The 13,463-nt window shown below is 68.9% G+C and carries 13 protein-coding genes; 4 read left to right on the forward strand and 9 right to left on the reverse strand.

Annotation, left to right across the window (positions count from 1 at the left end; translation table 11 throughout):
• Window positions 1-355 precede the first annotated feature (355 nt).
• From ACV22W_RS16765 to ACV22W_RS16805, 9 genes are all read right to left on the reverse strand, one after another.
• Window positions 356-865, reverse strand: coding sequence for an SRPBCC family protein (locus ACV22W_RS16765; RefSeq protein WP_448020543.1), 510 nt, complete (start codon window positions 863-865; stop codon window positions 356-358).
• Window positions 866-906: 41 nt separating this feature from the next.
• Window positions 907-1,539 (reverse strand): LolA family protein, encoded by a 633-nt coding sequence (locus ACV22W_RS16770; RefSeq protein ID WP_448020544.1) that lies wholly within the window; start codon window positions 1,537-1,539, stop codon window positions 907-909.
• Window positions 1,536-1,961: a quinol oxidase gene (locus ACV22W_RS16775; RefSeq protein ID WP_448020546.1), complete on the reverse strand. Its 426-nt coding sequence runs from the start codon at window positions 1,959-1,961 to the stop codon at window positions 1,536-1,538. The genes ACV22W_RS16770 and ACV22W_RS16775 overlap by 4 nt, the downstream gene beginning before the upstream one ends.
• A 28-nt stretch (window positions 1,962-1,989) precedes the next feature.
• Window positions 1,990-2,778: an anti-sigma factor family protein gene (locus tag ACV22W_RS16780; protein WP_448020548.1), complete on the reverse strand. Its 789-nt coding sequence runs from the start codon at window positions 2,776-2,778 to the stop codon at window positions 1,990-1,992.
• Complete coding sequence (locus ACV22W_RS16785; RefSeq protein WP_059530417.1) at window positions 2,778-3,293, reverse strand: sigma-70 family RNA polymerase sigma factor; 516 nt, start codon at window positions 3,291-3,293, stop codon at window positions 2,778-2,780. The genes ACV22W_RS16780 and ACV22W_RS16785 overlap by 1 nt, the downstream gene beginning before the upstream one ends.
• A 46-nt stretch (window positions 3,294-3,339) precedes the next feature.
• Complete coding sequence (locus ACV22W_RS16790) at window positions 3,340-3,699, reverse strand: COG4315 family predicted lipoprotein (RefSeq protein ID WP_059530421.1); 360 nt, start codon at window positions 3,697-3,699, stop codon at window positions 3,340-3,342.
• Window positions 3,700-3,979: 280 nt separating this feature from the next.
• Window positions 3,980-6,181, reverse strand: coding sequence for a beta strand repeat-containing protein (locus ACV22W_RS16795; protein WP_448020550.1), 2,202 nt, complete (start codon window positions 6,179-6,181; stop codon window positions 3,980-3,982).
• A gap of 481 nt (window positions 6,182-6,662) precedes the next feature.
• A complete protein-coding gene (locus tag ACV22W_RS16800) occupies window positions 6,663-7,907 on the reverse strand; it encodes an NAD(P)/FAD-dependent oxidoreductase (RefSeq protein ID WP_448020552.1) in 1,245 nt (414 codons plus the stop codon).
• Between the two features lie 67 nt (window positions 7,908-7,974).
• A complete protein-coding gene (locus tag ACV22W_RS16805; RefSeq protein WP_448020554.1) occupies window positions 7,975-8,754 on the reverse strand; it encodes an ABC transporter substrate-binding protein in 780 nt (259 codons plus the stop codon).
• A gap of 332 nt (window positions 8,755-9,086) precedes the next feature.
• Between ACV22W_RS16805 and ACV22W_RS16810 the strand changes: the two genes are divergently transcribed.
• From ACV22W_RS16810 to ACV22W_RS16825, 4 genes are all read left to right on the forward strand, one after another.
• Window positions 9,087-10,049: an ornithine cyclodeaminase family protein gene (locus tag ACV22W_RS16810; protein ID WP_448020556.1), complete on the forward strand. Its 963-nt coding sequence runs from the start codon at window positions 9,087-9,089 to the stop codon at window positions 10,047-10,049.
• On the forward strand, window positions 10,046-10,840 hold the full coding sequence (locus ACV22W_RS16815; RefSeq protein WP_448020558.1) for a helix-turn-helix transcriptional regulator: 795 nt from the start codon (window positions 10,046-10,048) through the stop codon (window positions 10,838-10,840). Before ACV22W_RS16810 ends, ACV22W_RS16815 begins: the two co-directional genes overlap by 4 nt.
• Window positions 10,841-11,035: 195 nt before the next feature.
• Window positions 11,036-11,770: a DsbA family oxidoreductase gene (locus tag ACV22W_RS16820; protein ID WP_448020559.1), complete on the forward strand. Its 735-nt coding sequence runs from the start codon at window positions 11,036-11,038 to the stop codon at window positions 11,768-11,770.
• A gap of 127 nt (window positions 11,771-11,897) precedes the next feature.
• Window positions 11,898-13,337 (forward strand): DHA2 family efflux MFS transporter permease subunit, encoded by a 1,440-nt coding sequence (locus tag ACV22W_RS16825; RefSeq protein ID WP_448020560.1) that lies wholly within the window; start codon window positions 11,898-11,900, stop codon window positions 13,335-13,337.
• Window positions 13,338-13,463: the final 126 nt, after the last annotated feature.

Raw genomic sequence — 13,463 nt, forward strand, 5'->3', positions numbered from 1 at the left:
GAGATTGAAGAACGCTTAGGGAATCTGCCCGGCGGGTCGCCCGGCAGAGAATTGTTAGCACTCTCGTGCAGCGAGTGCTAATTATATGGACGGGTTTTGACAAATTCAAGAAGGGGAACCGGAGGTTTTTTCGTGCAGGGCGGAACGGTGAAAAAACGGGGATTGGCTGAAAAATTCCATTGAAAACAACTACATATGTGTCAGTCCCGCTGTCCGGGAGCGGGCGGGATACGGGATATCCCGACCCTCGCCCCAATTTGACAGGGGGCGAGCACCGAGTTCCCGCGGTCGTCCGGCATCGCGTGAAAATGGCTGCCCGGACGCGACAGGGGCCCAAACCGCGGCCAAGCGATCGTCACATGTCCGGGCAGCCCGCGACCGGCTGAAACGTTCGGCCGTCGGTCTCGACCATCGCACCGAGCAGCCGCGCGAGGCCTTTCGCGCCTTCGCGCATCACGACGTCGTGATTCCACGCGAACAGCGGGCGCGCGATCGGCTCCAGCCAATTCATCCAGCGCTCGCGCGTGCGGATGTGCCAGTCATAGCGCACGACGGTGCGCGCGCCGTCGCCGGCGAACGACCAGCGGCCGTCGCCCTCGATCGCGCCGCTCGCGCGGCCTTCGAGCACATGCGGCCGCTCGACGCGCAGCACGCGCATGTCGAAAGTCAGCCGGTACGGCAACGCGCCTTTCCACGTATATCGCTGCAGTGCGCCGACGCCGCGCGCGTCGCCGCGCTCGATCTCGACGGTCCGCACGGCGCTCTTCCACCAGTCCGGCCAGCGATCGACCTGGTAGATCGCGTCCCAGACGGCCGCGAGGGGCGCGTCCACGCGCCATGTCGTCGAAAACCGGTATTCCGCCATGCTGCCTCCGGCGCGAATCAGAATCGGGGTCACAAGCGCGGTCAGGGCGAGAAAAAGCGGGCGGGAAACGCGACGTCGATCTCGACGTCGTCGAGCGTGACCGTTTCGAGCGGCGCGCCGTCGTCATCAGCGAAGCTGACGACCTTCAGCGGAAAGCCGTCCTCGGTGTCCAGCCACAGACGATAGCGATGCACGCCGTCGATCACGTGCGCGGGCGCGCCCGTCACCGATACGCGCAGCGTGGTGCGCCCGCCAATGGTTTCCTTGCCTTCCGTCACGGTCGCACCGCCCTGCTGCAGCGCATGCACGTTGTGCAGCAGCACGCCGACGTCCGACCGGTCGACGCGATGGCCGCTGCGGTCGCGCAGCAGCGGATTGGACGGCGACAGCGTCAACGCGGGCAGCGCATGTTCGCCGAACGGGCGCAGTCGCACCTTGCCGTTGCCGGGGTCGTACGCGAGCACCGCGCCGTGATGCGGCGATACGAAGTCCATCCGGACGAAACCGGGTTTCAGATAGGCATAGTGGAACTCGGCATGCTCGCCGCTTCGCGCGGACGAGCGGATCGTCGCGCGGTACGAGTGAACCTGGTCGAAATGTGTCTGCGCGATGGTCACGGGATCGGCTGTCATGCTCGCTCCTATCAGGCTCGCGGCCAGCAACGCGGCGATCACGGCGCCGCCTCGACGTCGAGCACGCCTTCCATTCCGCGCTCGCGATGGCTGCGCAGGAACAGCAGCCGATGCGTGCAATAGTAGGCGAAGCGGCCAGGCGCCGTCGGCGTGAAGCGCAACGTGCGCGGCGTCGTGCCCAGCTCGGTATGCACCGCGATGCCGGCCTGCGGCGCGTCGATCTCGAAACTGTGCGGCACGACGCCCGGCTCGGCCGAGACGGTGAGTTCGACCGACACGTGCGCGCGAACGACCACGTGGCTCGGCCGAAAGAAATAGCTGCCGCCGACGATCGCCACCCGCTGCACGCCGTCGGCGTCGACCGGCACGCGCACCGGCGCATCGCCGTCCGCCCGCGCGAGCCCGGCGCCCGCCACGAGCGCCACCGCCACCGCCACCGCCACCGCCACCGCCTTCGTGTTCATCGCTGACTCCCTGCCGATGTCGCGCGCGTCACCCCTTCCATACGTCGGTCGGTCCGCCGAGCGCGCCGCATGCTTCGATCGCGAGCTCGCGCAGGCGTCGTTCGCCGGCGCGTCCGGAGAGCGCATAACCCATGCCGCGATCGGACCAGAAGTACGTATCGCGGCCGCCGGCGGACATCGCCCGGGGCGCGAAGCGCCGCGCATCGTAGGCCGTCATGTAGAGCGTGACGCGCTTGCCGTCCGCGCGCTGGTACATCAGTTGCGCGGCCGGCCCGGCGTCGCCCGGCAGCAGCCGGCCGCCCAGCAATGCATAGCCGTATTCGTCGAGCGACGGCGCACGCACGGGCCGCCCGAGACGCGCGGACAGCCACGCGGCAAGGCGCGCCGGATCGCGTGCGTCGACCTCGACCGGATGTTCGCGATCGGCCGCGTACACGGCGTACGCGACGTCCGCGCGCGCGGCGAAGGCCGGCTCGGCGCCGAAGGTCGTCCAGCCTGCGTGCAGCGCGACGCCGATCACCAGCCCGGCCGCCAGCCCCGCGAATGCATACGCGACGCCGCGCCAACGCGGCACGCGCCGCTGCACGAACAGCGCGGGTGCGGCGGCCGGCAGCGGGAACAGTGCTTGCAACGCGTCGCGCTGCGCGCGGTAATGCGCGAACCGGTTTGCTTCGCGCGGATCGGACGCCAGCCGTTCGAGCACCTCGCGGCGCTCCTGCCCGGACAGCTCGCCGTCGAGCAGCGCCGACAGCAGTTGCGCCGACGCGTCGGCTCCGCCGTCCCGAGCGTTCGAAGGTTTGCGCGGATCGTCGTCCATCATGTCTTCCCGATCACCCGTAATGCGGCCGCGCCGCGCGCCGGCGGCTCGTCGGACAGCAGCGCACGCATCTGTTCACGCGCCCGCGACAGCCGCGACATCACCGTCCCCACCGGCACGCCGAGCACCTGCGCGGCGTCGCGGTAACTCAGTTCCTCGAGCGCGACCAGCAGCAGCACCTCGCGCTGCTCGACGGGCAGCCGGTACAGCGCGCGCTGCACGTCGCGCAACAGCAGGCCGCCGATCTCGTCGGTCGGCGCGGCCATCGTCTGCCATGGCGCGGTCGCATCGTCGACCGCGATCTCGTGCCGCGCGCGCAACTGGTCGATGAAGCGGTGGCGCAGCAGCGTCAGCAGCCACGCACGCAGGTTGCCGCCGTCGCGCGGCGGCCGGTTCAGCGCGCGTTCGAGCGTGTCCTGCACGAGATCGTCCGCCCAGGCCCGGTCGCCCGTCAGCGCGCGCGCATATCGCGTGAGATGCGGCAGCCACACCAGCAGGTCCGATTCGTAGCTCATCCGGATGCCTCGCGCATCGCCGCGCCGTCAGTCCGTCGGTCGGTGTTCAGGGACGCGCGACGTGCCACATGCCGCCGATTCCGTCGCCGCCCGCGTCGCCGGCCTTGCGGTCCATCTTCCAGCGATACAGCGGACGGCCGTGGTAAGCCCATTGCTTCTTGCCATCGTCGCGCGTGACGAGGCTCAGCGCGCCCGACGCCTTGTCGTATCCGTCGGCGAGCGCCGGCGGCCAGTTGGCCGCGCAGGTGCCGGTGCAGGTGCTCTTGCCCGGCGCGTCGTGATCGAACACGTACAGCGTCATGTGATCTTCGTCGACCAGTTTCCCGTCACCGGCCTGCGGCGGCTCGGCGGCCGCAGGCCGCGCGATCGCGGCCGTCAGCGCGATGGCGAACAGCATCGTCTTCATTCCCGTTCTCCTTGGCATGGCGTCGCGGCACGATGCCGCCGGACGGGACGTCGACTTCGTGATGACCATTATCCCGCTGTCCGGCGGCGCCGAGACTCGGTATGTAAACGGACGAATCCGACCAGTTATTCCATGCCACCCCACAAATCGGCGCCACTCCTCACAGGAAACGCATCGGCAACCCAAAGAAAAACGCGGCATGACATTGCTGTCATGCCGCGTTGTACGCCCTGTTGCGCGCGGCGGGCGATGATGGACCGCCGCCGCGCGTTCCGGCCGGTTACTTCGGCAATGCGCCAGTTACCGCCTGCAGTAGCGTCGACACCGGTGCGAGCGGGTTGTTCGCGGAGCCGTTGCCCGAGTGCGGCGTGACGGACAGGCTCGGCGTGGAACCCAGCGCCGTGCCCAGCGTCGTGCCGACTGCATTGACGACCGTTGCCGTCGCGTTGCCGGTCGTCGACACCAGCGAACCGGTCGCGCCCGCCGTACTGCCGGCCGCGCTCGCGCCGGAGCCGAGCAGGCTGCCGCCCGCCGCAGCCGTCGAACCGGCCGCGCCCGACAGTGCGCCGGCCGCCTGCCCGAGGGCTGCCGGACCGTTCGCAAGGGCGCCCGTCACCGAACCGAGTGCACCGGTCAGTGCGCCGGCCGGGTTGCTGCCGCCGGTCAGACCGCCGACGAGGTTCGTGATCGGCGCGATCGGGCTGCCGCCTGCGCCCGACAGCGTGCCGACGACCTGGTTCACGACGCCCTGCACCGGCGCCAGCGGGTTCGTGCCACCGAGATTGCCGAGTGCACCCGTTACCGAACTGACCGCGTTGCTCAGTGCGCCTGCCGGATTGCTGCCGCCGAGCGTGCCGACCACCTGGTTCACGACGCCTTGCACCGGGGCCAGCGGGTTCGTGCCACCGAGATTGCCGAGTGCACCCGTCACCGAATTCACCGCGTTGCTCAGTGCGGCTGCCGGGTTGCCGCTGCCGAGCGTGCCGACCACCTGGTTCACGACACCTTGAACCGGAGCCAGCGGGTTCGTGCCACCGAGATTGCCGAGCGCGCTCGTGACCGAACCGAGCGCGCCGGTCAGTGCGCCAGCCGCATTGCCACCCGTCGGCAGTGCATTCTGCAGGCCGCTGACGAGGTTCGTGATCGGCGCGATCGGGCTGCCGCCGGCGCCCGACAACGTGCCGACGACCTGGTTCACGACGCCCTGCACCGGCGCCAACGGGTTCGTGCCGCCGAGGTTGCCGAGCGCGCCCGTCATCGAGTTCACGGCGTCCGTCAGTGCACTGGCCGGGTTGCCGTTGCCAAGCGTGTCGGCGAGTTGCGTGACGGCGCCTTGCACCGGTGCCAGCGGGCTCGACGCGCCACCGATGTTGCCGAGCGTCCCCGTGATCGTATTGACCGCGTTGCTCAGCGCACCGGCAGGATTGCCGCTGCCCACCGTGCCCGTGACCTGGTCGACGACGTTCTGGATCGGTGTCAGCGGGTTCGTGCCGCCGACGTTGCCGAGTGCGCCCGTGACCGTGCCGAGAGCACCGGTCAACGCACTTGCCGGATTGCCACCGCCGAGCGCGCCCGTCACTTGATTCACCACGCCCTGCACCGGCGCCAGCGGATTCGTGCCGCCGCCAACGCTACCCAGTGCGCCCGTGACCGTGCCCAACGCGCCGGTCAACGCACCTGCCGGGTTGCCGCCGCCGAGCGCGCCCGTCACTTGATTCACGGCGCCTTGAACCGGCGCCAGCGGGTTTGCACCGCCGCCGACGTTACCCAGTGCACCCGTGACCGTGCCCAGCGCGCCAGTCAACGCACCCGCCGGGTTGCCACTGCCGAGCGCGCCCGTCACTTGATTCACGGCGCCTTGAACCGGCGCCAGCGGATTCGCCCCACCGCCGACGTTACCCAGTGCACCCACGACCGTGCCCAGCGCACCGGTCAACGCACCCGCCGGATTGCCGCCGCCGAGCGCGCCCGTCACTTGGTTGACGGCGCCTTGAACCGGCGCCAGCGGATTCGTGCCGCCGCCAACGTTGCCCAGTGCGCCCGTGACCGTGCCGAGCGCATTGCTCAACGTCCCCGTCGCCGTGCCCAGCGCGCCGGTCAACGCACCGGCCGGATTCCCACCACCAAGCGCCCCCGTCACCTGGTTCACCACGCCTTGCACCGGCGCCAGCGGCGTCACCGTGCCGCCGGCGCCGCCGAGCGCGCCTTGCAGCGTGTTGACCGCGCCAGACAATGCCTGCGCCGGATTACCCAGCGACGTCTGGATCGCGCCCGATCCGCCCGCCGCCACGGTGACCGAACCCAGCGGCGACGTGCCGGTCGCGGCCAGCCCGACCGAGACGCTGTTCGTCGGCGGATTCACGATTACCTGCGGAAGCGGCAGCGCATCGAGCGTCCCCGCGATAGCCGAACCGGAAGCCAGTACCCCGAACACCGTCGCGACCGACAGCGCCACACCCGTCAATTTATGCTTTTGTCCCATCTTTACCCCATCTCGGTTGGCACTACGTTGATAAAGCATGGGGACGGATTGCATGAAGCGTGCCACCCGGATAAAACGAATTGATTCGTCGGCCTATTGCAAGCCAATAACGGTTTTATATGGATTTCAGGGCAAATAAATGGATCGCACAAGCCACAATCATCCGACGAATAAGACGCCCGGCGCGGGGATGTAACGTAACGTTTGCGAGGCCCGAGGTAACGTGTTCCGGTACATTCCATGCCACATCGGAACGTCCGTTACGAAACCACCGCCGGATTGCCCGGACGGATCGCCTGATTCGCATTTCATTTTCATGAAAATGCATCAATAAATCGCTTGTTTACCGATTTTCTTATTTCGCGATTTCTTTCCGGGCAATTACGCAGACAATTCCCGTTTCGCGACCGCGGATAATACGGATAACAAAATGAAAAAATGTGACGGCCGCACCCGCGGCGGCCGTCGCATCGAAACGCGCTCAGCCGAAGCGCGCGGGTCGGTATGGGCGAGGATCGATGTAGGTCTGCTCGCCCGTCATCATCTCGGCGAGCAGACGCCCGGTCGCGGGGCCGAGCGTGAGCCCGTGGTGACAATGGCCGAACGCGAACCACAAATGACGATGGCGCGGTGCAGGCCCGATCACCGGACGCATGTCGGGCGTGCACGGCCGCATCCCGAGCCACGGCGCCGGATCGAGCCGCTCGCCGATGCCGAACGCGTCGCGCGCCAGCGGCTCGGCGCGCGCGAGTTGCACGCCGGTCGGCGGCGCGCCGCGCAACGCAATCTCGACACCGGTCGTGAGCCGCAGGCGACCGCCCTCCATCGGCGCGACGACGAAACCCGCCTCGGTATCGCACACGGGCACGTTCAGCGGCGCGCGGGTCGGCCGGTAATGCATGTGATAGCCGCGCTTCGCGCGCAGCGGAATCCGGTAGCCGAGCGGCGCGAACACGTGATCGGACCACGGCCCGAGCGCGACCACGGCCGAGCGGGCCGCGATCGGCCCATGCTCGGTATTGACCTGCCAGCCGGCGCTTACCTGCGCGAGCGTCGTCGCGTCGCCGTGCACGAAGGTGCCGCCGTCGCGCTCGAACAGCCGTGCGTACGCCTTCGTGAGGCCCCCGGGGTTCGACACGGTCTTCGGGTCCTGCCAGTGGAATGCGCCGCAGAATGCGTCGCCGATGCCGGGCTCGCGTTCGCGCAGCGCGCGCGCGTCGAGGACGCTCATCCGCAACCCGTGCGCGTCGGCCACCCGCTGCTGCGCGCGCGTTTCCGCGTCGAACAGCGCGGGCGAACGGAACGCCTCGATCCAGCCGCCGTCATGCACGAGCGGTTGCGCGTCGGTGCGCGCGAGCAGCGCGTCGTGCTCGACGACGCTCGCCGCGACGAGCGGCAGCATGTCGCGCGCGGCGGCCGCGAGCCGCTGCGGCGACGATTCGCGCCAGAAGCGCGCAAGCCAGCCCGCATACGCGGGCAACGCCTTGTAATCCCAGTAGAGATCGACCGAGCGGTTGCGCGCGTAGCGCAGCAGCGTGCCGAGACGGCGCGGGAACGCGTACGGCACGACCGACGAGCGCTCGATCAGCCCGGCATTGCCGTGGCTCGTTTCCTCGCCGGGCGCGCGCCGGTCGACGAGCGCAACGCGCAGCCCGCGATCCTGCAGATGCAGCGCCGACGACACGCCGACGATGCCGGCCCCCAGAACGATGACGTCGAAATCCATGCTTCCCCGTACTGCGTCGAGATTCGGTGCGACGCGCACCGGCACCGCGGCCGGCGCGCGGCCAGGCTTACTTCGCGACGATGTCGCGCTTGAAGTACTTCTGCGACAGCGCGCTCAGCGTGCCGTCCTTCTTCAGCGCGTCGAGCGCGCCGACGATCTTCGCCTGCAGCGCCTTGTCACCCTTGCGCATCCCGAAGCCGGTGCCTTCGCCGAGCGTCGCGGGATCCTTCAGCGCATCGCCGACGATCTGGTAGTCGCGGCCGGCCGGCTTGTCGAGGAAACCGTCCTGCGCGGTCTGCGCCTCCTGCACGGCCGCATCGAGACGCCCGGCGACGAGATCGGCATAGATCTGGTCCTGATCCTGATACGACACGACGGTCACGCCCGCATTCGCCCAGTGCGCCTTCAGGAAGTCCTCCTGTGACGAGCCCTGCAGCACGCCGACGTGCTTGCCGCGCAGGCTCGCGGCATCGGGCCGCAGTGGCGAGCCGCGGTGCGCGACCATCACGATCGGCACCACGTAGACCGCCGGCGTGAAGTCGATGCTCTGCTTGCGCTTCGCCGTGATGTTCATTGCCGAATTGATCGCGTCGAACTTGCGCGCCTGCAGCGCCGGGATCAGCCCGTCGAACGCATTCTCGACCCACACGCACTTCATGTTCAGCTTCGCGCACACCGCGTTGCCGATGTCGACATCGAACCCCTGCAGCTGGCCGGCCGGCGTCTTGCTCTCGAACGGCGGATAAGCGGCTTCGATCCCGAAGCGCAGCGTGGTCTGTTCCGCGTGGGCCGTGACGGCCGCGCACGCAAGCGCCGCGACGGCGCAGAGGGAAAGCTTCCAGTTCATGACGGATGTCCTTCGATTCCGGATTGAGGCGATGAAGACCGGTCGTCGTGCGACGGCACACCGGTCTGCACGCGAAAATATAGACTGTTAGTCTACTATAGACTATAGGGGATACGATAATCCAACGCTCACGTAGTCCCGCGAGATGCCGTCGCCCATGCTAAACATCGTTGATTTATCGATGTTTTTTCCGGCTAAATCGACTCCCCCCGTTTCTTAAAAGAAAAATTCACTCAACTTACCTTGTCTATATTAGACTTTTAGTCCACCATGAACACCGCCGGACGCGTCATGTCGAGACTGTCCTGTCCGGCCCCGACCGGAGAAGTCCCATGACGCAACCCGCCCCGACCCTGCCGCTGACCGTCGACGAGGCCGCGGTGCGCGCGGCGCTGCCGTCGCTCGACGTGCTCGGCACGCTGCGCCGCATGTTCGCGTCGCTCGCGTCGGCCCGCGCGGTGCAGCCGCCGCAGACCCTCACGCCGTTCCCCGAGCAGGCCGGCGATTTCATCACGTATCTCGGCGCGCTCGCCGACGAACAGGTGTTCGGCGCGAAGCTGTCGCCGTACGTCGTGACCGGCGGCAAACCCATCGTCACCGCATGGACCGCGCTGATGTCGATGCGCACCGGCCAGCCGCTGATGTGGTGCGACGCGGGGCTGCTGACGGTCGAGCGCACGGCCGGCACGACGGCGCTCGCTGTCGACTGCCTCGCGCCGGGCGACGCGCGCCGGCTCGCCGTGATCGGCACGGGCGCGGTCGGCCTCGCCCATCTGCGCCACACGGCGGCATTGCGCGACTGGGCATCGATCAGCGTTCATTCGCCCGCGCTCGCCGGCGACCCGGCGCTGCAGGCGACGCTCACGCGGATCGATCCGCGGGCCCGTGCGGCCGCCAGCATCGAGGCGTGCGTGCGCGACGCGGACGTCGTGATGCTGTGCACGTCATCGGGCACGCCGGTGCTCGGCGACGGCATGCTCACGCGCCCCGCGCTCGTCACGTCGATCAGCACCAACGTCGCGCGCGCGCACGAGATCCCGCCCGCGTGGCTGCCCGACATGGACGTGTATTGCGACTACCGGCACACGACGCCCGCGAGCGCGGGCGAGATGCAGATCGCGGCGGCCGGGCACGGCTGGACACCCGAGCGGATCGTCGGCGACCTGCCCGCGCTCGTCGCCGGCACCTGCGCGGCGCCGTCGCGCACGCGTCATGCATTCTTCCGCTCGATCGGCCTCGGGCTCGAGGACATCGCGATCGCCCATGCGCTGTACACGCATCTGACGCGCGCATGAGCGGCGCGCGCACGCGGGGCCGATACAATGGTGCAACCGCCGCGGCGGCGGCGCGCGGGCGCACGGAGCAGCCGGTCGACGGCACGCCGGCGCGCCGCGCCGACATACCGCCCGGCACCCGCTCACCCGAGATGGCGATTCCGATGCGCAAGAAGCAATCCCCCGTCAAAGACCTGCTGCTCACCCGCTATGCACCGATCGCCGACGGCATCGCGGCGCTGTTCTTCCCGTATGCGGAAGTCGTGATCCACGACCTGCACGACCAGACCGTGCTGTATCTCGCGAACAACCTGTCGAAGCGCGAGGTCGGCGACGACTCCGCACTCGAGGAAATCGATCATTCGGCGCGCGAGCGCGTGATCGGTCCGTACGAAAAGCTGAACTGGGACGGCCGGCGGATGCGTTGCGTGAGCAACGTGCTGTTCGACGACGAAGGCCGCCCGGCCGGGATGATGTGCATCAACTTCAACATCGCGGTGTTCGACGACGTCCGCGCGACGCTCGACGTGTTCATCAAGGGCGCGGGCATCGTCGCGCAACCGGACGAGCTGTTCCGCGACGACTGGCAGGAGCGCATCAACACGTTCCTGCACGGCTGGCTGCGCGAGCGGCAGGTCGGCTTGAACGGGCTCACGCGCGAGCACCGGCGCGAGCTCGTCGAGGCGCTGTACGCGGAAGGCGCGTTCCGCGGCAAGAGCGCCGCGAACTACGTGGCGAACGTGCTCGGGATGGGACGCGCGACCGTCTACAAGCACCTGAAGCATCTGAAGGAAACGCAGGGCGACGTGTAAGCGGCGCGCGCAGCGGGCGGCGCCACAACTGTCACCGCCATCGGCATCGACAATCGCTGCCGGTACACACCGTCCGTGTCTATGCTTCGTGAAGCATCCGGGCCGCCCCGTTCCGCCCGGGCGAGACCCCAACGAAGCACCGAAGCATAAAATGATATAGTCCCGGTTACATTTATTTGCCGCCCCGGACCGCTCATGACGACCACCCCTGCCCCGACTGCCCGCCCGATCCTGACCGTCGAAATCTGGTCCGACCTGATCTGCCCATGGTGCTGGATCGGCAAGCGCCGCTTCGACGAGGCGCTCGCCGCGTTCGCGCACGCCGAGCACGTCGACGTCGCGCTGCGCGCGTACCGGCTGATGCCGGGCCAGCCGGTCGAACCGGTCGAGGCGATGCTCGCGGGCAAGTACCGGATGTCGCCCGCGCAGGTCGACCAGATGCTGCGCCAGGTGACCGATGCGGCCGCGAGCGTCGGGCTCCGCTACGACCTGCCCGGCACGTTCGTCGGCGACACGCTCGACGGTCATCGGCTCGTGAAGCTCGCGGAGGCCACCGGCCGTGCGCATGCGCTGACCGAGCGGCTGTACCGCGCGTATTTCTGCGAGCACGGCTCGCTGTTCGACCACGCGCCGCTGATCGACTTCGCGGTCGAAGCGGGGCTCGAGCGCTCGGCCGTCGAAGCCGTGCTGCGCAGCGACGCGTACCGTGACGAAGTCGAGGCCGACATCGCGCGCGCGGCGCAGATCGGCGGGCGCGGCGTGCCGCTGTTCGTGTTCGGCGGCCGCTACGCGGTATCGGGCGCCCAGCCGGCCGACGTGTTCGCGCAGGCGCTCGAGCAGGCGTGGCGCGACGGCGCCATCGTCGAATTCGCCGGCGACGGCGCCGCCGCGTGCGGCCCCGACGGCTGCGAACTGCCGCCGCGCGGATAACCTCCGGCGCCGCGCGACGCGCGCCGCCGCTACGCGTCGCTCCTGCCATAAACCGGCAGGAAGCGCGCGCGAATGACGTCTACAATGCAGCCTTTCAAATAACTATCAGAGAGAAGGCGGCCAGCCCATGACCCACGGGATCCACGGCGAGAAGCGCTGGTACGCGCTGATCGTCCTCTGCCTCGGCGTGCTGATGATCGTGCTCGACAGCACGATCGTGAACGTTGCGCTGCCGTCGATCAGCACCGACCTCCATTTCACCGAGACGGCCCTCGTGTGGGTCGTCAACGCATACCTGTTGACGTTCGGCGGCTGCCTGCTGCTCGGCGGCCGGCTCGGCGACCTGTACGGCCAGCGGCGCATGTTCCTCGCCGGCCTCGTCGTGTTCACGCTCGCATCGCTCGCCTGCGGCCTCGCGCAATCGCAGACGATGCTGATCGCCGCGCGCGCGGTGCAGGGTTTCGGCGGCGCGATCGTGTCGGCCGTGTCGCTGTCGCTGATCATGAATCTCTTCACCGAACCGGGTGAACGGGCGCGCGCGATGGGCGTCTACGGCTTCGTCTGCGCGGGCGGCGGCAGCATCGGCGTGCTGCTCGGCGGGCTCTTGACGAGCACGCTGTCGTGGCACTGGATCTTCCTCGTCAACCTGCCGATCGGCATCGCGGTCTATGCGATGTGCGTCGCGCTGCTGCCGCGCATGCGCGCGCCGGCCGGCGCCGCGCGGCTCGACGTCGCGGGCGCGATCACCGTGACCGCATCGCTGATGCTCGCCGTCTACGGGATCGTCGGCGGCAACGAGGCCGGCTGGCTGTCGACGCAGACCGTCTCGCTGATCGGCGCGGCCGTCGTGCTGCTCGCGCTGTTCATCGCGATCGAGGCGCGCGTCGCGCATCCGCTGATGCCGCTCACGCTGTTCGCCGCGCGCAACGTCGCACTCGCGAACGTGATCGGCGTGCTGTGGGCGGCGGCCATGTTCGCGTGGTTCTTCCTGTCCGCGCTGTACATGCAGCGCGTGCTCGGCTACGGGCCGCTGCAGGTCGGGCTCGCGTTCCTGCCGGCGAATCTGATCATGGCCGCGTTCTCGCTCGGGCTGTCGGCGCGGATCGTGATGCGCTTCGGCATCCGCGGCCCGATCGCGGCCGGCCTGCTGATCGCGGGGTGCGGCCTTGCGCTGTTCTCGCGCGCGCCGGCGGACGGCAGCTTCATCTGGCACGTGCTGCCGGGCATGACGCTGCTCGGCATCGGCGCCGGTGTCGCGTTCAATCCGGTGCTGCTCGCCGCGATGAGCGACGTCGACCCGGCCGATTCGGGGCTCGCGTCGGGCATCGTCAACACCGCTTTCATGATGGGCGGCGCACTCGGCCTCGCCGTGCTGGCGAGCCTCGCGGCCGCGCGCACCGATGCGCTCGCGGCGGCGCACGCCACGCCGCTCGACGCGCTGAACGGCGGCTACCACGCCGCGTTCGCGGTCGGCGCGGCTTTTGCGGCCGCGGCCGGGCTGCTCGGCCTCGCGCTGCGCATCCGCCGCCAGGACGCCGTTGCCGGCGTCGGCTCCGCAATGCATTGACGGCCGTCCGTGCCTGAACCGGGGCGCGCGTCGCCCCCGTCATGCCCGATGGCAAACCATCGACGAAACACCCGCCGCCGGCGCACGGGCGCGTCAGGCCCGGCCTCCATTCAAACGACCGTTTCA

This window comes from Burkholderia sp. AW49-1 (assembly GCF_053427845.1).